The sequence below is a fragment of the Vibrio astriarenae genome (assembly GCF_010587385.1).
In the GTDB taxonomy this organism is placed as follows: Bacteria; Pseudomonadota; Gammaproteobacteria; order Enterobacterales; family Vibrionaceae; genus Vibrio; species Vibrio astriarenae.
This window is the reverse complement of sequence record NZ_CP047476.1, coordinates 1,105,648-1,129,353: the sequence shown is the minus strand read 5'-3', so window position 1 is coordinate 1,129,353 and position 23,706 is coordinate 1,105,648. Positions and strand designations below refer to the sequence as shown.

Annotated in this window: 21 protein-coding genes and 1 pseudogene; 14 read left to right on the top strand and 8 right to left on the bottom strand. The window is 45.9% G+C overall.

What is annotated here, in order from left to right:
- The first annotated feature begins 104 nt into the window (after positions 1–104).
- Together GT360_RS19395 and GT360_RS19390 are read left to right on the top strand one after the other, a co-directional pair.
- A complete protein-coding gene (locus tag GT360_RS19395) occupies positions 105–1,286 on the top strand; it encodes a BamA/TamA family outer membrane protein (protein ID WP_239502650.1) in 1,182 nt (393 codons plus the stop codon).
- Positions 1,287–1,379: 93 nt separating this feature from the next.
- On the top strand, positions 1,380–1,643 hold the full coding sequence (locus GT360_RS19390; RefSeq protein ID WP_164650591.1) for a DUF3012 domain-containing protein: 264 nt from the start codon (positions 1,380–1,382) through the stop codon (positions 1,641–1,643).
- Between the two features lie 271 nt (positions 1,644–1,914).
- Here GT360_RS19390 and gnd read toward each other — a convergent pair whose 3' ends face one another.
- From gnd to zwf, 3 genes are read right to left on the bottom strand one after another with little or no spacing between them, the layout of a single operon-like run.
- Positions 1,915–3,363, bottom strand: coding sequence for a decarboxylating NADP(+)-dependent phosphogluconate dehydrogenase (gnd, locus tag GT360_RS19385; protein WP_164650590.1), 1,449 nt, complete (start codon positions 3,361–3,363; stop codon positions 1,915–1,917).
- A gap of 38 nt (positions 3,364–3,401) precedes the next feature.
- Positions 3,402–4,118, bottom strand: coding sequence for a 6-phosphogluconolactonase (pgl, locus tag GT360_RS19380; RefSeq protein WP_164650589.1), 717 nt, complete (start codon positions 4,116–4,118; stop codon positions 3,402–3,404).
- Positions 4,115–5,617: a glucose-6-phosphate dehydrogenase gene (gene zwf, locus GT360_RS19375; protein WP_164651166.1), complete on the bottom strand. Its 1,503-nt coding sequence runs from the start codon at positions 5,615–5,617 to the stop codon at positions 4,115–4,117. Before zwf ends, pgl begins: the two co-directional genes overlap by 4 nt.
- A 413-nt stretch (positions 5,618–6,030) precedes the next feature.
- On the opposite strand from zwf, the gene GT360_RS19370 reads away from it, so the two are divergent.
- Both GT360_RS19370 and GT360_RS19365 read left to right on the top strand, forming a co-directional pair.
- Positions 6,031–6,774: a phosphatase gene (locus tag GT360_RS19370; protein WP_164650588.1), complete on the top strand. Its 744-nt coding sequence runs from the start codon at positions 6,031–6,033 to the stop codon at positions 6,772–6,774.
- 64 nt (positions 6,775–6,838) lie between these two features.
- Entirely contained in the window at positions 6,839–7,222 is a 384-nt protein-coding gene (locus GT360_RS19365; RefSeq protein WP_420825453.1) for a cytochrome b562, read from the top strand.
- Here GT360_RS19365 and GT360_RS19360 read toward each other — a convergent pair.
- Positions 7,211–8,128 carry a LysR family transcriptional regulator gene (locus GT360_RS19360; RefSeq protein ID WP_164650587.1) on the bottom strand — a complete coding sequence of 306 codons (918 nt, stop codon included), beginning with the start codon at positions 8,126–8,128 and terminating at the stop codon, positions 7,211–7,213. The two genes, GT360_RS19365 and GT360_RS19360, sit on opposite strands and share 12 nt — an antisense overlap.
- Positions 8,129–8,243: 115 nt before the next feature.
- Between GT360_RS19360 and GT360_RS19355 the strand changes: the two genes are divergently transcribed.
- The 5 genes from GT360_RS19355 (at position 8,244) to GT360_RS19335 (ending at position 12,649) form a co-directional block, all read left to right on the top strand.
- Positions 8,244–8,948, top strand: a complete 705-nt coding sequence (locus tag GT360_RS19355) for a trypsin-like serine peptidase (protein ID WP_164650586.1) — start codon at positions 8,244–8,246, stop codon at positions 8,946–8,948.
- A 108-nt stretch (positions 8,949–9,056) separates the two neighbouring features.
- On the top strand, positions 9,057–9,740 hold the full coding sequence (locus tag GT360_RS19350) for a spondin domain-containing protein (RefSeq protein ID WP_164650585.1): 684 nt from the start codon (positions 9,057–9,059) through the stop codon (positions 9,738–9,740).
- A 9-nt stretch (positions 9,741–9,749) separates the two neighbouring features.
- The gene (locus GT360_RS19345; RefSeq protein ID WP_164650584.1) at positions 9,750–10,460 is read left to right on the top strand and encodes a spondin domain-containing protein; all 711 of its coding nucleotides are present in this window, start codon (positions 9,750–9,752) and stop codon (positions 10,458–10,460) included.
- Between the two features lie 69 nt (positions 10,461–10,529).
- Positions 10,530–11,261: a response regulator transcription factor gene (locus GT360_RS19340; protein ID WP_164650583.1), complete on the top strand. Its 732-nt coding sequence runs from the start codon at positions 10,530–10,532 to the stop codon at positions 11,259–11,261.
- An 11-nt stretch (positions 11,262–11,272) separates the two neighbouring features.
- Positions 11,273–12,649, top strand: a complete 1,377-nt coding sequence (locus GT360_RS19335; RefSeq protein ID WP_164650582.1) for a sensor histidine kinase — start codon at positions 11,273–11,275, stop codon at positions 12,647–12,649.
- A 42-nt stretch (positions 12,650–12,691) separates the two neighbouring features.
- Here the strand turns inward: GT360_RS19335 and GT360_RS19330 are convergent, their stop codons facing one another.
- Positions 12,692–13,162 carry a phosphate-starvation-inducible protein PsiE gene (locus tag GT360_RS19330; protein WP_164650581.1) on the bottom strand — a complete coding sequence of 157 codons (471 nt, stop codon included), beginning with the start codon at positions 13,160–13,162 and terminating at the stop codon, positions 12,692–12,694.
- 281 nt (positions 13,163–13,443) lie between these two features.
- Here GT360_RS19330 and GT360_RS19325 point away from each other — a divergent pair, with 281 nt between their 5' ends.
- The 3 genes from GT360_RS19325 (at position 13,444) to GT360_RS19315 (ending at position 17,887) form a co-directional block, all read left to right on the top strand.
- On the top strand, positions 13,444–14,637 hold the full coding sequence (locus GT360_RS19325) for a glycine C-acetyltransferase (protein WP_164650580.1): 1,194 nt from the start codon (positions 13,444–13,446) through the stop codon (positions 14,635–14,637).
- 82 nt (positions 14,638–14,719) lie between these two features.
- Positions 14,720–15,751 carry an L-threonine 3-dehydrogenase gene (tdh, locus tag GT360_RS19320; protein ID WP_164650579.1) on the top strand — a complete coding sequence of 344 codons (1,032 nt, stop codon included), beginning with the start codon at positions 14,720–14,722 and terminating at the stop codon, positions 15,749–15,751.
- A gap of 567 nt (positions 15,752–16,318) precedes the next feature.
- A complete protein-coding gene (locus GT360_RS19315; protein ID WP_164650578.1) occupies positions 16,319–17,887 on the top strand; it encodes a polysaccharide lyase 6 family protein in 1,569 nt (522 codons plus the stop codon).
- Between the two features lie 106 nt (positions 17,888–17,993).
- Here the strand turns inward: GT360_RS19315 and GT360_RS19310 are convergent, their stop codons facing one another.
- Positions 17,994–19,517 carry a SulP family inorganic anion transporter gene (locus GT360_RS19310; protein WP_164650577.1) on the bottom strand — a complete coding sequence of 508 codons (1,524 nt, stop codon included), beginning with the start codon at positions 19,515–19,517 and terminating at the stop codon, positions 17,994–17,996.
- 254 nt (positions 19,518–19,771) lie between these two features.
- Here GT360_RS19310 and GT360_RS19305 point away from each other — a divergent pair, with 254 nt between their 5' ends.
- A complete protein-coding gene (locus GT360_RS19305) occupies positions 19,772–20,776 on the top strand; it encodes a metal-dependent hydrolase (RefSeq protein WP_164650576.1) in 1,005 nt (334 codons plus the stop codon).
- Positions 20,777–20,905: 129 nt separating this feature from the next.
- Here GT360_RS19305 and GT360_RS19300 read toward each other — a convergent pair.
- Positions 20,906–21,575, bottom strand: a pseudogene (locus GT360_RS19300) (SDR family oxidoreductase).
- A 168-nt stretch (positions 21,576–21,743) separates the two neighbouring features.
- Complete coding sequence (gene dkgB, locus GT360_RS19295; protein ID WP_164650575.1) at positions 21,744–22,541, bottom strand: 2,5-didehydrogluconate reductase DkgB; 798 nt, start codon at positions 22,539–22,541, stop codon at positions 21,744–21,746.
- A gap of 301 nt (positions 22,542–22,842) precedes the next feature.
- Here dkgB and GT360_RS19290 point away from each other — a divergent pair, with 301 nt between their 5' ends.
- Positions 22,843–23,685, top strand: a complete 843-nt coding sequence (locus GT360_RS19290; protein ID WP_164650574.1) for a mechanosensitive ion channel family protein — start codon at positions 22,843–22,845, stop codon at positions 23,683–23,685.
- Positions 23,686–23,706: the final 21 nt, after the last annotated feature.

Below are 23,706 nucleotides of genomic sequence, written 5' to 3'. Positions count from 1 at the left end.
GTAACACCTACAAGCTAGTTTATATAAAGTCCATTGCAGGGATGCATACACAAATACCGGGCGGTAACGCCCGGTATTTTTTTAATTTAGGTATGCACATGTTGATGAAAAATAGACCACTGTTATTAACACTTCTTAGTTCACTTATCTCGCCTTTCGTCGCAGCTTCTACTTTTACTGACTCAGAAGATGGCCGCTTCGATATGGGCCACTACATCGCCGAGAACGCGACAGGGTTTCTGCCTGTACCCATAATTATAACCGAGCCCGCTGTTGGCTACGGTGGTGGTCTCGTCGGTCTTTTTCTTCATGAAAGTGAAGAAGAGAAAAAAGCGCGTCAGCAAGCCGCGTTGATGTCGGTTGATGGAGGTGCGCGCTTGGTTCCGGCTGCGATGACGGTCGTTGGGGCTGCAGGCACAGAAAATGGCTCTTGGTTTGCGTTTGCAGGGCATCGTCACTCTTGGTTTAAAGATGCCCTTCGTTACACTGGTGGTGCTGGTTTAGGTCAGGTCAATCTCGATGTTTACCGTGAGCTTCCTATCGCAGACTTAGGGCTGAAAATCGGTACCGAAAACAGTGGTATTGCGGCGCTGCAACACTTGCAATTTAGAGTGGCAAGCACGCCGTTGATGCTGGGTGTTAAACAGGTTTGGACCAAGACGGATGTGTCTTTGGATGTAGGTAATGATCGAGTTAATGATGTTCTAGAGTGGCTCGGTGATTCTGGTAAAGTCCCAGGCTTGGGAGAGACAACGAACTCAGCGTTGGGCTTAACCGTTGAGTACGATACGCGCGATAATATTTTCTACCCAACAGAGGGCTATATCTTAAACGCTGAGTATATGGTTTATGACCGTAAATTGGGTGGCGATTATGACTATCAGGTGTTTGGCTTTGATGGGCAAGGTTATATTCCGTTAGCCAATAAATGGAACTTAGCCTTAGCGGGTAACTATCAGCAATTTGAATCCGATGATCTGTTGGTGCCACTAACCTCAAAGCCTTATGTGGATATGCGTGGTGTGCCTTCGTTTCGATATCAGGGCGATAAGATTCAAACGTTACAATCTCAAGTAACTTATGACATTGATAATCGTTGGAACGTGTCTGCGTTTTATGGTTATGGACAAGCGCTGAATAGCAGTAGTGACGATCAGTCTGTTCAAGCGTATGGCGCGGGTTTTCGTTATAAAATTGCAAGACGTTATGGACTGAGAATGGGTGTGGATTTGGCATTTAGTGAAGGGAAAGTCACCAGTTACATTAATGTCGGTACTGGTTTTTAAATCAACCTCCATGGGTGATCGTCAATAAGCTGTCTCAACATGTGCTCAATTTCACGTTATAGTGGGGGCAAATGATCTTCTAGGGAAATGACAATGAAGAAACTGATATTAGTACTATCTACCTTAGCGCTGCTTAACGGCTGTGAGGATGAGGTAGGCACACAAGGCTGGTGTGAAACCATGGATGCGACGCCAAAAAGCGAATGGACAGCACAGGGAACACTCGACTACGCTAAGCACTGTTTTTTAAGTGATGCGGTGGGCAGCCCAGGATGGTGTGAGAGTCTAGAAGCGAAGCCAAAAGGTGATTGGAGTGCGAATGAGGCAACGAGTTACGCCAAGCACTGTGTTTTTTAGGTAGGCCTTTCATTATCCTCCTAGCGCTGTCATATCGAACTCGTTGAAATATCCCTCAGTACCGTCATCTAGCGTCGTCATATTGAACTTGTTTCAATATCTACTGAAAGATGTTGATGAGGTTTCAACGATCACGTGAGTAGATCCTGAAATGAATTCAGGGTGACGGAGTGGGCAGTGTTTCAGGTAATAAAACTTCGTCAACTTAAATACTAAAAAGCCAGGTATCACAATGATATCTGGCTTTTGTCACTCTTTACTTGTTAACGAATTAAACGTCGTAAGTCGTAGAAGCAGTATCGCCGCCTGTACCTGTCCAGTTCGTGTGGAAGAACTCACCACGTGGACGGTCAGTACGCTCGTAAGTGTGAGCACCGAAGTAGTCACGTTGAGCTTGAAGCAGGTTCGCTGGTAGACGTGCAGTAGTGTAACCGTCTAAGAAAGATAGCGCAGAAATCGTACATGGCATTGGGATGCCTGACTCTAATGATTTCGCTGCTACTTTACGCCATGCTGCTAGGCTGCCTTGAAGGATGTTTTTGAAGTACTCGTCAGAACCAAGGAATGCGATATCTGGGTTCGCTTCGTATGCATCACGAATGTTGCCTAGGAACGCAGAGCGGATGATACAACCACCACGCCACATTAGAGCTACGTTACCGTAGTTTAGGTCCCAACCGTTCTCGTTCGATGCTTCGCGCATTAGCATGAAGCCTTGAGCGTAAGAGATGATCTTAGAAGCGAGTAGCGCTTGACGCAGTGCATCAACCCACTCTTGCTTGTCGCCTTCGACTGGTGTGATTGTCTTACCGAATAGAGATTCTGCTTCAACACGTTGGTCTTTCAGTGCAGATAGACAACGAGAGAATACAGACTCAGAGATAAGCGTTAGTGGAATACCTAGGTCTAGTGCGTTGATACCTGTCCATTTACCCGTACCTTTTTGGCCTGCAGTGTCTAGGATCTTCTCAACTAAAGGCTCACCGTCTTCATCTTTGTAGCCAAGGATATCAGCAGTGATTTCAACAAGGTAGCTGTCTAGTTCCGTCTTGTTCCAGTCAGCGAATACGGCTTGCATTTCGTCTGCAGACATACCAAGGCCATCTTTCATGAATTGGTAAGCTTCAGTGATTAGCTGCATGTCACCGTATTCGATACCGTTGTGTACCATCTTAACGAAGTGACCCGCACCATCGTTACCAACCCAGTCACAACAAGGTTCGCCTGCGTCAGTTTTTGCAGAGATACCTTGGAAGATTGGCTTAACCGCTTCCCAAGCTTCAGCTGCGCCGCCTGGCATGATTGAAGGACCAAAACGTGCGCCTTCTTCACCACCAGATACACCCGTACCGATGAAGTGAATACCTTTCTCACGGCAGTGTGCCACGCGACGGTTTGTGTCTGGGTAGTTAGTGTTACCGCCATCAATGATGATGTCGCCTTCGTCTAGAAGAGGGATTAGGTTGTCGATGAACGTATCTACAACAGCACCTGCACGCACCATCAGCATCACTTTACGTGGCGTTTCTAGCTTCTCAACAAGCTCTTCTAGAGAGTAAGCACCAACGATGTTTGTGCCCTTCGCTGGACCTTCTAGGAATTCGTCTACCTTCGCAGCAGTACGGTTGTGAGCAACAACTTTAAAGCCATTGTCGTTCATGTTTAGGATAAGGTTTTGACCCATTACTGCTAGGCCAATTACACCGATATCACCTTTCATTGTGTCTCTCCAATTAATGTCTTTGGACGACCAACCGCTTATGCGATTTTCGCCGCTGCGTCTGAATCTAAGTACCACTCTGTCTCACCAGCTTTTGACTGGATTTTCGCTGCAGGGTAAGGCAGCGCTTCGGCAGGTGTGTTTTGAATTTCGTTTACGATATCGACTTTGCCAGCGCCAAGTACTAGGTAGCTAATGCGCTTAGCGGCTTCAAGTACTTTTGCTGTTTTCGATACGCGGATCTGGCCTGACTCTGGATGAGGGGCAGTGACCGCTAGATTTTCATCTGCGTAGTTCGTTTGACCAGGGAATAGAGATGCAGTGTGACCATCAGCACCCACACCTAATAAGATCCAATCAAAAACAGGTGTGCCGTTTTCTGTTGGGATAACCTCGGCCATCTCTTTTGCGAAACGCTCTGCTTCGAATTGTGGCTCGTTTTCGCCACGAATACGATGGATGTTTTCAGCAGGTAGGTTTACCTTGCTGAAAAGCAGTGCATTAGCTTCACCGTAGTTGCTTTCTGCATCATCAGGTGCAACACAACGCTCGTCACCCCACCAGAAGTGCAGGTTTTGCCACTGAATGCTGGTCGCATAAGCGTCAGTGGCTAGCAGTTTAAAGAGCATCTTAGGTGTGCTGCCACCAGAAAGAGAGATATGAACAGGGCGGCCCAGTTCGCTGAACGACTTCATGTCGTTTGCTAGGCTCTCTACAACCTGCTCTGCAGTTTGAAAGATCTTATGGTTGATCATAGTTCGCAGTAGTCCGTGTCTGTTAGGTTTTTGCATGGGAATCGCCAAGCGCGGTCATCACGATTAAGTAAATCGTCGGCTTCTTTTGGTCCCCACGTACCACAAGCATACCCAAATAGGGCTTGCGGGTCTTGTTTGAAATCGAGGATAGGTTGAACGTATTTCCAACATGCCTCAACCGCATCAGTACGTGCGAATAGCGTCGCATCGCCATTTAGTGCATCGAGTAGCAGGCGCTCGTAGGCAGTCAGCATGTGTGACTCATGTAAAGAGGCGTAATGGAAGTTCATTTTCACTTCTTTGGCTTTAAAGCCCGCCCCTGGTTCTTTCAAGCCAAAGCTCATCTGGATACCTTCATCTGGCTGAATGCGGATGATCAGCTTATTCTCAGGCGCGTTTTGACCAAAGACAGGGTGTGGTGTGTTCTTGAAGTGAATAACGACTTCAGTGACACGTGTTGGCAGGCGTTTACCTGTGCGCACATAAAACGGTACGCCGTTCCAACGCCAGTTGTTGATGTAGGCTTTAAGGCCAACATACGTCTCTGTGCGAGAGTCTTCGGCTACGCCGTGCTCTTCACGGTAGCCTGGAAGCGACTCACCACGAACATCTGAGGCGGTGTACTGGCCAAGCACCAAGTTGTTGCGTAGATCATGCTCTTCAAGTGGTTTTAGACATTGAAGCACTTTAACCACTTCGTCACGCATTGAATCTGCATTAATTTGAGCTGGTGGCTCCATACCAACCATTGCCAGCACTTGCAGCAGGTGGTTTTGGAACATATCGCGAACGGCACCAGAGCCATCGTAATAGCCACCGCGCTCTTCAACACCCAAGAACTCAGCACCCGTGATCTCAACGTAAGAGATGTAGTTACGGTTCCAAAGTGGCTCAAACATCGCGTTTGAGAAGCGGAAAACTAATAGGTTTTGTACCGTCTCTTTACCAAGATAGTGGTCGATACGGTAGATTTGATGCTCTTGGAAGTGCTCGTGAATGTCTTTATCTAACTGACGTGCAGAAGCGAGATCATAGCCAAAAGGTTTTTCAACAATAAGACGCTTCCAACCATCCTCTTCATTATTTAAGTCGTGCGCTGCTAGGCTCGCAGGAATCACACTATAAAGGCTTGGAGGCGTGGCCAGATAGAATAGAGTATTTGCGGATTCAAACTGGTATTGATTACGCAGTTCAGAAAGGCGATCTTTGAGTTTTACATAATCTGCGCTGTCAGCTGTGTTAACCGCTTGGTAATGCAGATGGTTCATGAATGCATCGAGCGTTTCTGGCTCAGTATCTTCCATCTCTTGTAGAGATTTCTTGAGCTTTTCACGGTAAGAGTCATCACTGTAGTCAGTGCGGCTGACACCTAAGATGGCAAATGATTGGGGAAGCTGCTTATCTGCGTAAAGGTGATAAAGCGCAGGGATCAGTTTGCGGTAAGTTAAGTCACCGGAAGCACCAAAAATAACGATGCAGCTGTTTTCAGGTATTACCATCATCTTTCCTTAGTCAGGGAGGCGAAGAACACTTTATTTTTCTCTTCGTCAGTGTAGGTGATTGCTCAAAATCTGCGCGTTTAAAACGCCTAAGGCATCACACAACTTTTCATACCCGTAACCTATCAAGGCGCATGGGAATGTGACATATGGAATTAGCTATTGATTTGATAGCCATTTCCTATCATGCCATTACTGACGTGCTACTTAATAGTGGGCTATTGTCTATGAGAATTTGACATACATCAACCTTTCAAACGCATTTGTCGCGAGATCACAGTTTTCTAGTTAAACGATTGCGTACCGAATGGGTGATTTTTGTTCATTTAAAACCGATTCTTCATTTTCCTTATCCGCGAGAGGTGTACACTAGGGACAAATTAATAAGAACGAAAAAAGCAAAAGGAAGCAAAATGGAGTTAGTTGTCGATACTCATACCCACACATACGCGAGTGGCCACGCCTACAGTACGCTAAACGAAAACGCCGCCAGCGCGCGCGAAAATGGGCTTAAGCTACTTTGTACTACCGATCACGCAGAGTCGATGCCGGGTGCCCCTCACTATTGGTTCTTCTCCAATCAACGCGTGTTGCCTCGTGTGATTAACGGGGTTGGTATTGTTCGAGGCGTTGAAGCTAACTTAATGAATGTTGAAGGCCAGATAGATTTACACCCAAGTGTTGATCGAAACCTAGATTGGGTGATAGCCAGCTTTCATGAGCCAGTTTTCCATCCTGCTAACGTAAGTACTCACACACAGGCGCTTATCAATGCCATCAAATCAGGTCGTGTCGATGCACTAGGGCATCTTGGTAACCCTAATTTTGATTTTGACTATGAGTCGGTGATTCATTGTGCTGCAGAGCATAACGTCGCGATCGAAATTAATAACACAACGCTGCTCGGTAACAGCCGAGTTGGCAGTGTAGAACGCTGTTATGATATCGCTGAGGTGGCTAAAAAAGCAGGCGCGTTTATCACTACCGGCAGTGATGCTCACTACTGTAACGATGTAGGCAACTTAAATCTGGTCAAAAGTCTGTTAAATCAGGTGGGCGTTGCGCCGGAGCAAGTCATTACCTCAAGCGTTCAGCGTTTTACCTCTTTCCTTGAGCTGCGCGGTCGTGACCGTATTGAAGTGTTTAATACGCTGTAACTTGGAAGTCTAGTCATAGTTCGATTTACATTGTAAATCGAGTGTTAAAAAGGAAGTGATTATCATGAAGAACACCGTTGTTGCCGCGCTACTTGTAGCGAGCTTTAGTCTTTCGGCAGGTGAATTCGATCTGAAGGCAAATATGCAAGAGATGCGTTTGTCATTTAAACAGGCGGCAGAAGCGACCACGCTTGAGGAGATGCAAGCGCCAGTTACAGAGCTTAGTGTCCTTATTCGCGAGTCAAAATCAGCGAGTTATCCGCAAGAGAAAACCGAACTGTATCAAGAGGGTTTTCAGCGCCTAGCGGTATCAATCGATGAAGTGAAACAGCACCTTGATGCCGGTGATTTTGAGCAGGCGCAAACGAGTTTACGCCAAATTGATGACCTGCGTGTTGAGTATCACAAGCAGCGTAATCCTTCGATTTGGCAGCGACTATTTGGTTAGGTTTAGCTGCTCATTGATATAGTCGATAAACACACGAAGTCTGGCTGGCATATATTTAGTTTGGGCATATTGCATCGCAATAGCACCGTAATAATTACTTCTTATCTGCCAGTCACTTAACACCCGAACGACCTCATTGCTTTCTAGAGCCTCGTTGATAACGAAGTCATGAAATAGCCCCACGCCTAAACCCTGCTTGACACCGCTCAGACGCATTTGAGAGTGGTTTACCGCATAGCGTCCATGCACCTCAACGGTTTGGATCTCTTCACCATGCATAAAGCTCCAGATGTTGTCTGTGTTGGTTTCAGCAAGATACAGACAGTCATGTTGTTTAAGATCGTCAGGATGAACAGGGGTGCCTTTTTTAGCCAAGTACTCTGGACTTGCACAGAGTACTAAATCTGTTTTACCAAGCTCTTTAAGTACAAGAGCCTCATCGGGTGTATCAGTAAGTTTAAATGCGACATCAATGCCGTATTTAAATAGGTCGATTTCACCGTCTACTGCGCGTAAATGAAGGTTGATTTCTGGGTATTGCTCGAGAAAGGGAACCACAAAGGGCTGCAAAACCGAATTAAGAAATGCTTCGGGGGCGGCAACGGTGATGGTGCCTGCGGGCTCTGCATGGTCGATCGTTGAGACTTCTACCGCTTGCTGAGCGGCATTTAACATCACCATCGCTTGTTCATAAACCTTTTGCCCAGAGTCGGTGACGATAAGCTTACGTGTCGTGCGTTGTATGAGCTTAACATTGAGCGCTTTTTCTAATCTGGTCATCAATTTGCTTAGCGCCGACGGAGAGACATCCAGCTTTTTGGCCGCCGCAGTAAAACTGCCTTCTTTTACAATAAGAATGTATGAAGCTAAGTCTGGAAGTAGCGCGATGAGTTTAGCATTAACCATGATTCGTTCGATGTATTGCAGATCGGAGCGTTAGGATAGCACATTTGAGCAATAGGAAATCGAGCGATGATGAACTAGCTTATTAAATATATGCGCAATGAGAGTGGAGGTTGTGATGAAGGTCTTAACCTTAACAGTAGGCTTACTTTCCCAGTCGCTGGTAGGCACCTTTGCTACAACCTTTCCGCCATCGGTGATAGAGGCTGTGGGTTGGTTAGAAGCCGAAAATAAACAGTGTACTGCCACACTTGTTAGCTCTCATCAGGTTCTCACTGCAGCTCACTGTTTGTATGACACCAAGAAAAGGCGCTACTTTCACCCAAATAAAATTCAGTTCTTTGCAGGGTTTGAAGCGGGTGAATATCGCCTCTCCTCGTTTGCGAAGGACTATACGGTCGGGGTAAAAAAGTTTCCCAAAGGCCAATTTGATGAAAAGCTGGTCTATAACGATTGGGCGCTTATCACACTCAGCACTGGCATTGGCTGCAGTATTGAACCTATCGTACTCGACAAAAAAGCATTTAAAAATCAGAGTCTTTCGACCTTAGGTTATGGTAATAGCGACCAAGGATTTTTGTCTGAACGGCATGACTGTCAGTATGCGCTGCCTCCAAGAGAGAAAACCGCCCTACGACTCAAAAACTGTGATATTGAATCAGGGTACTCAGGTGGCCCTTTACTGCGCAAGCAAGCAAATAAATGGTATCTCGTTGGAGTGATATCAGCGGAAACCGAAGATTCTAAAGGGCGAAAAAGACAGATTGCTGTGCCGAAAATAGCCTTTGAAAACAAGATCAAGAGGCCTGTGTGTCGGCGCTGACAAAATCAAATGATTATCTTGTGAGAGTTTTATGAGAATTCATTGAGAGGCTAGTGAGACTTGAGGTTCATTCTAAAAGTGTTCTCAACACAAATGGATGGATTCAACATGTTAAAACTCTCTCAAATCGGCTTACTTGTCTCTACCTCGGCAGTGGCAATGTCGGCATCATTCGTTAACGCAGCAGAATTAGAAATCACAGTCACCAATTCTACCAAAGGCATCTACTTTACTCCGTTAATCGTTGCGGCTCACAATAGTGATTTATTTATGTTCCGTACTGGCGAGACGGCATCAAGTGAGCTGGAATCGATGGCTGAAGGTGGCGATATCTCAGGACTCTCTAGCGTGATTGGTAATGCAGGTGGTGTCGTCGTAGAAAACCCAGCAGATGGCATTTTAGATCCTGGCATGAGTACCACTTTTTATCTTGATAGTGGCACAATGGGCTACCTATCTTTAAGCGCTATGTTGTTGCCGACAAACGATGGTTTCGTAGGGCTGGATAGTTGGGCGATTCCTTCTGAAGCTGGAACGTATAGCGCCGCGTTGTACGGCTATGATGCGGGTACTGAAGCAAATGATGAGCTTGCTGGTAGTATGCCAAACCCTCCCTTTATTACCTTTGGTAGCGGTGGCACAGGGGTAGAGTCGACAGTAACTAATGACAAGGTGCATATTCACCCAGGTAACATTGGCGATAGCGATTCTTCTGGTGGTATCAGCGATCTTGATAATGCTTCGCACCGCTGGCTGAACCCAGTTGCAACAATCACGATTGTTGTGAAGTAAGGGGGATGTATGAAAGGTCGAATTTTATTTCTAGCGGGTACCATAGCTGTCTTGGCTGGTTGTGGTAACGATAGTGATGGTAGTAGTGCAACGGCAGTCGCTGCAGATGAGTCAACGATGCGATACAGCGTCAGTGTCGCTAACCTCACAGTCAATCAGCCAATGTCACCTCTTGCTATCTTAGCTCACAATAGCGATTTCAAACTGTTCGAGATCGGTAGTATGGCTTCTGTTGAACTTGAATACTTAGCAGAGGGAGGGAGCAACGCAGAACTGATTGCCTTAATGGACTCTAATTCCTCTGTGGGCCAAGGGTTATCGGGTAATGGGCTCTTGCTTCCAGGCGCTGCTGACAGTGTCGACGTAACACTGGATTCTAGTTATCCCTATTTGTCGGTCGCTTCAATGCTGGTCAATACCAATGATGCATTCGTTGGTGAAACAGGCATTAATGTTGCGGGGTTAGCTGTCGGCGAGAAGTACACCATGAACATGAGTGTTTGGGATTCTGGTACGGAAGGCAACGATGAACTGGCGAGCACGATTCCTGGTCCTGCTGGAGGGGGCGAAGGGTTCAATGCAGATCGCAATGACGATGACCGCGTGGCTTTCCACTCTGGTGTGATCTCGCAAGACGATGGCTTGTCGAGCTCAGCACTGAATGCGACTCATCGCTTCCTCAACCCTGGTGCTCAATTGGTGATTACAAGGATTGAATAAAACATGAAAGAAATTCCTCTCTACCTCGGTCATGTCACGAGTAGGCAGTCTCTAGGGTAGGGAGGAGTCATGGAACAACAGGCACAAACTCAAATCGCACACATTTTGCTGGTGGAAGATGATGATGATCTCGCAGAGCTGATTCAGATGCATATACGGTTCCAAGGGCATCAAACCACCAGGATTAATAACTGTGCTGATGCTATCAGGCTCTATCGCGAACAACATTTCGATTTGCTCGTGCTTGATAGGGGGCTTCCTGATGGAGACGGTCTAGATATTTGCTACCAACTAAGACATGAAAACGATTGGATTCCGGTGTTAGTGCTGACAGCTCGTGGCAGTGAGATGGAAAAAATCGAGGGCTTGGAAGCAGGGGTGGATGATTACATCCCTAAACCATTTAGCGTTTTAGAGTTTCAAGCGCGAGTAAGGAACTTATTGAGACGAACCTCTTCAAAACCAGTATCTGAGTTGCAGCAGGCTTCTAGTACAAGCTCGATTGATTTTGGCATATTGAAGATCACCCCCGCTCTCCATCAAGTTTCCCTAAATGACGTCGACGTTCCTTTGACTGCTACAGAGTTTTCTCTACTTGAGTTTTTGGCCAATCGCCCCGGACGTGTTTTTAGTAAAGATGAGCTGTTGCAGCATGTTTGGAATACTGATCATGCAGGCTACCACCATACGGTGTGTTCTACGATTAATCGCTTGAGAACCAAACTGGCTCAGCCAGAAGAAGCAACGCAATTTATCCAAACGGTGTGGGGAGTAGGGTACAAATTCCAGCCAAGAATATAGAGGGGATGAAGATGAGCTTTAAATCGAGATTAGTAATCTTCACCAGTATTTGGTTTTGCTTGGCCATGCTCGCGATCGTCACCACTTACAACTGGCAGAGGCAAACCACGGAGCAAGTGACCAAACAAAGCCTGCACAAAGATCTCGCCAGCCATATGCGTGATGACAACCCTCTAATGATCGGCACGGATTATAACCCTAAAGCGCTTAAATCGATCTTCCATACCTTGATGTTGATAGGCCCAGACTTTGAAATCTACTTTCTGGATAGCCAGGGAAATATCACCACTCATGCCGCCCCTGAAGGGGCTGAGCTAATGGGTACGATTGACTTAAAACCTATCAAACGTTTTCTTGCCAATGAAGCTTTCCCAATTTTGGGGGAAGACCCCCGCAATCCAGAAGAGCCCACCGTTTTCTCAGTTGCTGCGATAGAGGAGCTCGGGTCTACAGTCGGTTATCTGTATGTGGTCATTGGCAGTACACAGCACAGTGTCATCGCCGCCTCTATTGTGAATACACCATACACAGCATTAACGGGACTCGTACTTATTTCGATACTTGGGTTTGCCATCGGCGCTTATTGGCTCGTTAAGCGCAGCCTACTGTGCCCAATTCAAAACGTTACCGAGCAACTTCAACAACAGTCGGAGCATGATTTTCGCCTTAACCCCAACTTTACTCACCAAGTGCCGGAGCTCATCCCAATTGCTGAATCCTATCAACTGATGGCTAAACATATTCAGCAGCAGTTTCTGTTATTGGAATACCAAGCTTCTGAACGTAAGCAAAGTCTGTTTCAATTGAGTCATGATTTGAAAACCCCTCTGTCTAGTGTTCTTGGTTATCTTGAAACGTGGCGAATGCAGCATGGTGAAAACGACCCACTTATTGAGGTGGCTTATCGCAATTGCAACAAGCTCTCGAGTCAGTTGGAATCGCTACTCGATACGGCGCGCAAAGACGCTGTGGTTCCCAGTTATGAATACCAGCCGGTCGCATTGGAGCCGTTACTGAGAGATTGTCATGAAATGCTTCGAAGCCAAATGCAACGTAAGAACATAACGCTATCTCTTTCAGTTGATTCTGAACTTGAGGTGATAGGGGACAAAGGGCTTCTAGAGCGGCTGTTTCTCAATTTGCTCGATAACGCATTGCGTCACAGCCCTGCAGGAGAACAAGTGATATGTGAAGTCACCGCGAGTAAACAGCAAGGTAAGATCCATTTCTTGTGTCGTAATACGATAGATGAGCAAGCGCCATCAGGAACGTTAGGGATCGGCACACGCATTGTTAAGTCGATCTTGATGCTGCATTACAGTGTGTTGGAGACTGAGGTGACAGAGAGTAGCTATCAGCAGTCGTTTTATCTGAACATGGCAGTGTGAGCTTCGCTTTATTGAACTAGAGCTCTGCGGTTTGTTTAGAAACTAATGCTCATCTTTGGTACTGTGTTTATCACGTTGTTCATCATTGAGAAGAGAAGCAAAGCCACGGTTAGTGGCTTTGTACGGCCAGTAATGATGCCCAAATCTAACCACCAACGTAGCCAATGCCAATATTAGTGCTGCTAGTGATAACCAAACGACAAACACGCCATCTAACTCTTTCATACCAAGGGTGATGTAGCGTGCTATCGCCATAATGGCAATGTAAATTGGATATCGAACCGGTATTTTCCCATGAACGACGAATTGATGGATCATCGATAGCACTTCGAGATAGATGAACATCAGTAGTATATCGGTTAACAGCACCATCTTTGTGGTAAACACATGATGAAACTCATGCACTATGGCAAAGACTGTAGCGAGTGTAATTGCCACGAGCAAGATTGCTTCAATCGTATGATAAATCCTGAGAAAAATACGCGTAAAGCGCTTAGGTAAAGAAGATCCCATATACTAGCCGTCCATGAGCCATAAATATTAACGATTCTATAAACGTAGCAAATCTACAGGCATGCGCATTACAAAGTTATTCAGAGGTTAAAATAGTATGAATGACACTATTTGTGCCTACCATTCACTAATGATTTTCCATCCAGAGGGATAATCGTTCTTTACCTGATGATTTAAACTAGACTTATTAATAGCAAACAGCCTGTGACCCCTGTCACACAAAGGTTTAAGTCACTTTGTTCTTGAGTGAAAACTCAAGGCGTAATTGGGAAGGAACAACAATGTCTTCTGCATTTTACCAGCAAATTCAGCAGCAAATCGAAGAAGTAAAAGGCGAAGGTCTTTACAAATCTGAGCGTGTCATCACTTCACAGCAGCAAGCTGAAGTAAAGATCTCTACAGGTCAAGAAGTATTGAACTTCTGTGCAAACAACTACCTAGGCCTAGCTAACCACCCAGAGCTTATCGAAGCAGGTAAAGCGGGTATGGATGAGAATGGCTTTGGTATGGCATCCGTTCGTTTCATCTGTGGTACACAAGACATCCACAAAGAGTTGGAGCAGAAGCTGTCTACTTTCCTAGGCAAAGAAGACACGATTCTTTACACGTCTTGTTTTGATGCAAACGCCGGTCTGTTTGAGACCATTCTTGGTAAAGAAGACGCGATTATCTCTGATGCGCTTAACCACGCGTCTATCATCGACGGTGTTCGTCTATGTAAAGCGATGCGCTTCCGTTACGCAAACAACGACATGGCAGAGCTTGAGCAGCAACTGATTGCTGCAAAAGAAGCAGGTGCTCGTCACATTCTTATCGTTACAGACGGCGTTTTCTCAATGGACGGCGTTGTTGCTAACCTGCCAGCAATCTGTGACCTTGCAGACAAGTACGGCGCATTAACGATGGTTGATGACTCTCACGCTGTTGGCTTCATGGGCAAAACAGGTGCTGGTACACACGAATTCCACAACGTTGTTGACCGCATCGATATCATCACGGGTACGCTTGGTAAAGCAATGGGCGGCGCTTCAGGCGGTTACACTTCTGGTAAGAAAGAAGTGATTGACTGGCTACGTCAACGCTCTCGTCCATACCTATTCTCAAACTCAGTGGCTCCAGCAATCGTAAATGCTTCTCTACGTGTTCTTGAGCTTCTTGCAGAAAGCGGCGATCTACGTGACCGTCTATGGGCAAACTCAGCACACTTCCGTACTCGCATGGAAGCTGCAGGCTTCACTATGGGTGGTGCTGACCACGCGATTATCCCAATCATGCTAGGTGATGCGAAAGTAGCCGCTGAATTTGCCGAGCGTGCACTTGAGAAAGGCATCTATGTTGTGGGTTTCTCTTTCCCTGTCGTGCCAAAAGGTCAAGCACGTATCCGTACACAGATGTCTGCGGCTCACTCTCCTGAGCAACTAGACCGCGCTATCGATGCATTCATCGAAGTGGGTAAAGAGATGGGCATCATCTAATCGTCGATTTTATCGACGTTAGATAATCCGCAATTTTGATTCTCGCCCTGATTAACTTGGGCGAGATGAATTAGGTAACATTATGAAAATCAAAGCACTTTCAAAGCTAAAGCCTGAAGAAGGCATCTGGATGACTGAGGTTGAGAAACCAGAAGTTGGCCATAACGATCTTCTTATTAAGATCAAGAAAACCGCTATCTGTGGTACAGACGTACACATTTACAACTGGGACGAATGGTCACAGAAAACCATTCCAGTACCTATGGTTGTAGGTCACGAATACGTGGGTGAAGTGGTTGGCATGGGGCAAGAAGTTCGTGGATTTGAAATTGGCGATCGCGTCTCTGGCGAAGGTCACATCACATGTGGTCACTGTCGTAACTGTCGTGGCGGCCGTACTCACCTATGTCGTAACACAACAGGTGTTGGTGTAAACCGCACTGGTGCGTTCTCTGAGTACTTAGTCATCCCAGCATTCAACGCATTCAAAATCCCAGCAGAAATCTCTGATGATCTCGCATCAATCTTTGACCCGTTTGGTAACGCAGTGCACACAGCGCTATCTTTCGACCTAGTTGGTGAAGATGTTCTAATAACAGGCGCTGGCCCAATCGGCATTATGGCGGCTGCAGTGGCTAAACACGTTGGCGCACGTCACGTTGTTATCACAGACGTAAACGAATACCGTCTAGAGCTTGCGAAGAAGATGGGTGTTACACGTGCAGTAAACGTAATGGAAGAGAAGCTAGAAGATGTTATGTCTGAGCTAGGCATGACAGAAGGCTTCGACGTAGGTCTTGAAATGTCCGGCGTACCATCTGCGTTCAACAGCATGCTGACTAACATGAACCACGGCGGTAAGATCTCGCTACTCGGTATTCCACCATCAGACATGGCGGTAGACTGGAACCAAGTGATCTTCAAAGGCTTGGTGATCAAAGGCATCTACGGCCGTGAGATGTTTGAAACTTGGTACAAGATGGCGTCACTGATCCAATCGGGTCTTGATCTATCGCCAATCATCACTCACCACTTCAAGGTTGATGACTTCCAAAAAGGCTTCGACACCATGCGTGGCGGTCAGTCTGGTAAGGTGATTCTTGATTGGGAATAAGGTGAAACTAGGGTAAGAGGGCTTTTTCCTCTTGCCGAGAACTGGGTTGCTCGAATCTACATATGATCAACCTAGTCTCTGCTTTTTCAACCTTCCTTTAAATGCCCCGTAGCCTTATGGGGCATTGTTGTATTTGAAGCTTGTCGCTCTCCGTAGTGCCTCTCAATCCTCTTTTTGTGCGTGTGATAAATTGTGGTTTGATATTACATTATCAGGGTGTGGGATAGTTTTTAATCACAAGTTTGAGGTTGTTCATCCGGGCTATGCTTGGCGTCTAATGTATTATATTTCTGAATATAATTTCAATTAATCAATCGCTTACATATAGTCTCGTGAGAACCAATCCTATTGAAAACATCAGATGCCTCCGAATTAATAAACTAGTGAACTTTAGGTTTTCAAAGATCCCAAGCTCATTTGTATTATTAAATTATATGAACTTAACCACAATTTTGCCAAAAAGAGAGTGTTCAGTAGACACTTTTGAGTCCATCAGATTCCTAACCATTAGGCTTATTGATAATGTCCGTCCTAAGTTAAACACGCATACTTTACTAAGGGACGTTTATGAAAAAGTCACCACTTTTACTTTTAGCAAGCTCAATGATGTTAGCGGGTTGTATGGCCAACCCATCACTGACTGAGCAAGTCAATCAGCCGACACTTATTATGGTGGATCAGGGTGTTGCAATCGCATCAATGCAAGAGGTTCAAGACCTGCGTGACAGCATTATTAATGCGCAAGACGGTGATGTGATCAGTATCAAAGCAGGTCGCTATCAAGATCTAGGTCGTGTGACGCTAACGGCGAACAATGTGACGATCAAAGCTGAAGAACCAGGAAGTGTTATCTTCAATGGTTCAACCCAGTTCTTGATTCAAGGTAATGACAACCTCATTGAGAGCCTAGTGTTCACCGAGGGTGGTGCGACGCTAAGCACAGAGAGCCATGATGCGAACATCATGGGTGTATTCGGTATCTTCGGTAAGAACAACACGCTTAACAACTCGGTTATCTACAAGTTCAATGATTATGAGTATGTGCCTGATGCAAAAGGTAAGTACCCAAATATTCGTTGGGTAACGGTAGGTGGTGAAAACAACAAGATCACGAATAACACGTTTGAAGGTAAGTACAAGCGTGGTGCGATGATTGTTGTGGCGACCTCAGACAAGCTAGAGAAAACACTGATTGAAGGTAACGTGTTCAAAGACCTAACGGCGTTGGATATGGAGCTAATCGAAAACTCAAACCCTAAGATGGTGAGAACAAACCGTAACGACCGCCAAGCAATCCGTGTAGGTGACAGCCACAATTCACTTTTCGACTCTCAAAGTATCATCAGAAACAACTACTTCGACAACATTAGTGGTTATGTAGGCAAAAATGGCTCAGGTGAGATTGAGCTGATTTCTGTAAAAGCGAGCGGTATTACGTTTGATGGCAACACGATCAAAAACAGTACTTCAATGATCTCGCTACGACACGGCCACAACAACGTGGTAACCAACAACGTGATCCTTCCAGATGGCACTGCAAACTCTGGCGGTATCCGAATCTATGATGAGAACCACATCATCGAGAATAACTACATTGAGGGTACGTTAGGTAAAGGCACATACCGCGGCGCGCTTGTACTAAACACGGGTATCATCGATGTCACCAACGGTGAAGTGCTAAGCAAAGACTCAACAGACGGTAAGACTCTGCAGAAGCAGTGGACACCAAAAGATGTCGTTGTGAAGAACAACACGCTGGTGAACAACACTCAAGGTATCTTCGGTAGCAACGCGATTCACCGTGTAAGCCTGACGAATGACGAGCGCGTAGAGACCATTTACCCAGCAGTAGACACATTGTTTGAAAACAACCTATCTATCGCAACGGAAGATGGCACGAACGCATTCAGACAGTTCGATGGCGACAAGTTCCAAATGGTGGGTTCTAAGTTCGTTAACAATATTTTCTACGGACAAATCCAAGGCCTAGATACGCTGCCAGAAGGCATCTCAACAGAGACGCCTGCAATGGAGCGAGACGAGCAAGGCTTAGTTAAAGCAGTAGGCTCGGTTGGCGCAACGAACCTAACTGTGCTGACTGAAGACATGGTGGGCTCTTCAATCGTAATTAACTAATGAGTTGATTCAACAGTCCATAAAAAAAGGGTGACTCACAGTGTGGGTCACCCGTTTTCGTTTCTGAATTTTATTAAACTCTCTTAGGGGTTATTAGCTAGACACACTAAGAGTGACATTCGCCCAGTTGTACTTGTACAAGATCTCCGGCACGTTCAAGTCGCGCTTGGCACTCTTTAGTTAACCCTACCAATACAAGGTTTTTGTCCACTGCAGCAAAATTCCCGCTGAGTTTATGAATGGCCTCAAGTGCTGAGTGGTCAGCAAGTCTTGCTTGGCTTAAATCCAGCGTAACCTGACTTGGAGCAGTTTTAATGTCAAATAGGTTGTGGAAATGTGTTACAGAAGCAAAGAACAACACGCCTTCAAGTTGATAGTGAGCTGTAGAGTCGTTTTCCTTTGAGCTCAGCGTTAGTCGAGTGGCCTGATCCCAAGCGAAGCGGATTGCTGATACTAGTACGCCTACCAAAACCGCAAGCGCAAGATCGGTAAATACCGTCACAATGGTCACGAGTACTATCACGATCACATCGGCTCTCGGCACTTTACGGATCATTTTAAGGCTGGCCCATTCAAATGTGCCTAACACCACCATAAACATCACGCCGACAAGAGCTGCAAGTGGGATCATCTCAATTAAGTGAGCGCCGAAGAGAATAAAACCGAGGATAGACAGGGCACAGGTAGCGCCTGAAAGGCGAGAGCGACCACCCGAGTTAAGGTTAATAATACTTTGCCCAATCATGGCACAGCCACCCATACCACCAAAGCAGCCCGATACGATGTTTGCTGCGCCTTGCGCTACACACTCACGGTTCGGCTGGCCTTGAGTTTCTGTGATTTCATCCACCAGATTGAGAGTCAGCAAGGATTCTAACAAGCCAACGGCAGCCAGGATCAGAGCGTATGGGAAGATGATGGTAAACGTCTCCCAAGTGAAAGGCACCATAGGAATATTGAAGCTCGGCAAGGTACCATCGAGAGTCGCTTCTGCATTGCCTGACATATTTCGCACAAAATCTATAACGGTGGCGGTCGGCAAATCGAAACCATGAACAAGCGCAGTGACCACAAGGATAGCAACCAATGACGCAGGGATGGTGCGGCTAAAGCGAGGCAGGAAATGAATGATCGCCATCGCAAAGGCGACTAAGCCAAGCATGAGGAGTAAAGGTGTGCCTGATAGCCAGTGCCACTGCCCATCTTCAAGGGTTTGAAACTGCTGAAGCTGGGCGAGAAAGATAACGATAGCCAGACCGTTCACAAACCCCAACATGACCGGATAAGGGACAAGAGCAATAAAGCGTCCCATACGCAGTAACCCAAAGAGCAGTTGCATGAGTCCCATGAGAACTACTGCGGCAAATAAGTACTCAACACCATGCTGAACGACAAGCGCTGTGACCACAACAGCAAGCGCACCAGCACCACCAGACACCATGCCTGGGCGACCACCAAAGATCGCTGCGATGAAACCGACAATAAACGCGGCGTATAATCCGACCATAGGATCGACGGCGGCAACAAAAGTAAAGGCGACAACTTCCGGTACCATTGCAAGGGATACCGTCAGGCCAGCAAAGAGATCGGCACGCACCGATGCATTGGGCTTACTGCGAAGTTCAAACATGGTTGAAAAAGGGCTCTAGAACAAAAAAGTGCAGCAATCTATCAGTATAAAACCGTGTTGTCGAATACTAGATTGTTAGCAAACTTTAGCATCCTAGGATATCGGTATGCTGAGTCAGACATACAACTGCGCTTAGAGTGGCATTATTGCGTAATAACAGATACATATAGCCAAGGTGATTTCGGTATAGATGAAGCTTTCGATTCGCTTTACCCTAAGCCTGTTTTTAATGACAGAAGTAAAAAGGAACAATAATGGATTCGATTACACAGGCAGCACTGGGTGCCACCGTGGCTGGGGCGATAGCGGGGAAACGCTGTACACCGAAAGTGCTGTTAGTCGGCGCGGCGTTAGGTACGTTGCCTGATCTCGATGTGATCTTGGATTACGGTGATGCGGTCAGTAATACGATCAAACATCGAGGTTTTACTCACTCTCTGCTATTACTTCCTCCATTTGCTTTGCTTATCTCTTGGTTGTATTGCTATTTTCGACCAGACTGCTTTTGGCACTTCAAGCGCGTGTCTTTTTTAACGATAAGCGTGTTGGTGACACACACACTCCTAGATGCAATGACGACTTACGGCACCCAACTATTGTGGCCAATCGAGGGGTACTTTGAGGTCAGGAACATCTTTATTATTGATCCTCTCTATACGGTCCCACTGCTCATCGCAATAGTAGCAGCGATGCTGCCCAAGATTAACGGAGGCCGATGGTGTCAGTTGGCAGTCTTCCTCTCGACGCTTTACCTTGGTTGGGGTTATTTAGCACAGCAGAACATTGGACAGCGGGTGGAAGACAACTTAGCGTTGCAAAACCTACCCAACCAAAATGTGATTGTCATGCCGACGCCGTTTAATACGGTGCTTTGGCGGGTTCTTGTTCTGGAAGAGGACAAATATTGGGAAGGTCTAGCGTCACTGCTTGATGCCGATAAGCGTATCGACTTTGTATCTAGACCGCTTGGCGACTGGCCGTTAGAAGATAAACCTCAAACGCTACAAGGGCTAAAAGCATTCTCACACAACTATCTTAACTATCGAGAAGAAAACGGGACTTTAATCGTTTCTGACCTGAGGTTAGGGATGGCAAATAACCTCTCTTTCCAGTTTGCTTATGCGGAGAAGGATGAAGAAGGGCAGTGGCAACTGCTTGATGCGCCTTTGCGTTATCCAAGTGAGCGCGGCTTACAGCATATCTCAACGCTGTGGCAGCGCTTGAAAGGCGATCAAAGTATCAGTGCGAATTTAAGATAGGTTGCGGACAACAAGGGATTAAAGCACTCAATTAGAGTGCTCTATTGCGTTTTATATGTTGGTTACTTTTCACCAATCAGAAATATGTTAAGTAGCACTTTGTTTGCGCTTGCAAAGTCGTTGTCTATGCTACCAATCGATAGAAGAGCCATCGAATACTCTAAAGCTTCCTGATTCTTCAACCGTCAAATGCTCTGCTACGTTGATAATCCCCGCAACACTTTGCTGTGGAGTAAAGGTTGCATCTTTACCGCCCATATCGGTCTGCACCCAGCCCGGGTGAACGGCGAGTGTTTTTACTTCTTGTTCTCTCAGGTTTTGCGCAGCGGATACCAGAATCTGATTGAGCGCTGCTTTCGATGTGCGATAGCTATACATATTACCTGAGCTGTTGTCACTGAGGCTTGCTACTCGGCTTGAAATGCCGATGATGGTTTTCAGCTCGCTCAAAGCCACATTATCACGCAAAGCTTGAATCAGTAGTGCTGGAGCGACCGTGTTAACATTTAAGACTTCTAACCAACGAGATTGAGTCATCTCCTAAAACTCCGGCATTGAGAATTAAGTGATCGATAGCTTGGTTGTTGATTCGGTTGTTTAGTGAGTTAATGTCGGCTTCATTGGTGACATCCAGACTGACCAAAGAAACATGGTTATTGCTTTAGCAAAGCTGGTTTAGCTCTGTAGCTGACTCTGGTGCACGGCAAGCGGCGAACACATTCCAACCTTTGGCTGAATATTGGCGGGTGAACTCTAAACCGAGACCACGGTTGGCTCCTGTGATAAGTACAGTTGGCATCGAATTACTCTCTTGTGTTGTCAAAGATACACATAGCTCACGTGACAAGTAGAAAACTCGACGACGTGTGCATAACAAAATCAGTATTATTCGACAATGTCGAACGTTTAGGTAGTCAAAGAAAAGGCACTCTGTTGAGTGCCTTTATCGTGTTATGGAGAGGTTTGGTTAATCCCAAATAGGTGCTAAGCCTTTCGGGTCGACTTCACGGCCGTTGCACTCTAGTGCGTCGATACGAGCCATCTCTTCGTCCGTTAACGTTAAGGTGATTGCCGCGAGGTTACTCTCAAGGTTCTCACGTTTAGTGGAAGAAGGAATTACTGCGATGTCATGTTGCATTGCCCAAGCAAGGGTAACTTGCGCTGCCGTTGCACCGCGCTCTGTGGCAATTGCATTGATGAGAGGATCTTTGAGGACCTTACCGTAGGCTAATGTCATGTATGAAGTGACTTTGATGCCTTTTTTCTTCATGAAATCGACCGATTTTCGGTTCTGTAAATATGGGCTCAGTTCGATTTGGTTCGTCGCGATTTGATCGAAACCTACAACAGCAGCAGCTTCTTCTAACAGAGCAATGTTAAAGTTCGACACACCAATCTCTTTAGTCAAACCTAACTGTTTTGCCTTTAGAAGCTCGGCCATATACTCATTGACATCGTTACCTTCACCAGGCCAGTGAACCAGAGTCAGATCAACGTAGTCAGTCCCAAGTTTTTCTAAGCTCTCTTTTAGACTAGGGATGAGGTTTTCACTATTGAGTTTGTCGACCCAGATTTTGGTCGTCAAGTAGATGTCATTACGGTCGACGCCACTCTCTTTAATTGCTTGACCGACTTCTTTCTCATTGTCATAGATTTGCGCTGTGTCGACAGCACGGTAGCCAACGTCTAGCGCGTTCTTTACTGAATCAATTACAACAGAGTCTTTGAGGCGGAATGTGCCGACACCAAAACTAGGAACTGTCATTGTTGTCTCCTAAATAGATTTGCTTCTTGTGGTTATTTGAGTTTAGTTTGTACCAATAACTGTCTGTTATAAAGTGACATAAGTTGGAAATACTTTTGCGTTTTAGTCGTGTATTGGCTGAATCAATAGTCTATACAAACTGTAGAGGGAGAGTAGATATACATATGGCAAGGGTTGAAGCAAAGACTGTTTCGAGCACATTTACTCAAGTGTTTATAAAAATGACATAGCACCACAGGTTGACCGTCTCTATCTAGCCCACTAACATGAATTTTCTCACTACAATTAGGTTGTTGAAACAGTGGACGTTATTCTTCAAATCGTAGAGTTCTTTTCTACACACAAATTTATTTTCACACTCGTTGTTTTGGTGTTTATCTACGGGTTGCGCCGTTTAATACTGTCGCAGATTCGCGGTGATGATGTGTTCGTGACGCAAGAGCAGCGAAAATGGATGGCGACAACGAAGAACATTAATTTGCTCGTCATCGTAGTGGTTCTATTCTATCTGTGGCAATCGGAGATTAATGAGTTCGCCTTGTCAGTCACGGCGATTGCCGTTGCGATTGTGGTGGCTTCTAAAGAGATCATTCTTTGCTTCACGGGATCTTTTCAGCGAGCCAGTTCTCGTTCATTTCAGATTGGTGATTGGATTGAAGTCGGTAAGTACAGTGGTGAGGTGATCGACCATAGTTTGATGGCAACGGTTATTCAAGAAATCGATCTCCATCATGGGCAATATGATTACACCGGTAAAACCATCACCTTGCCAAACAGTTTGTTCTTTACTCATCCGGTTAAGAACCTCAACTTTATGAAGCGTTATGTCTTCCATAACTTCGGCATCATCGTACCTAACTTCGTCAACTTGTACCCGTTGTTGGGGGAGCTTGAAAAACGAATTGAAGCACATTGCGAGTATTTTATTGAAGTTGCACGCCGCTATAACATCATGATTGAAAAGCACGCCGGTGTCGATTTGCCAAGTGCAGAGCCTCACATCCATATATCCAGCATGCCAAACGGGGAGCAAAATGTTCACGTTGTTCTGTTTTGTCCAACAGACAAAGCCGTGCATTTAGAGCAAGAGATTCGAAAGGATTTTATGGAGTTGTATGAAGCGGCATTTTCCAAGGTTGATTGATTAGAAAGAGCCCTTGAACAG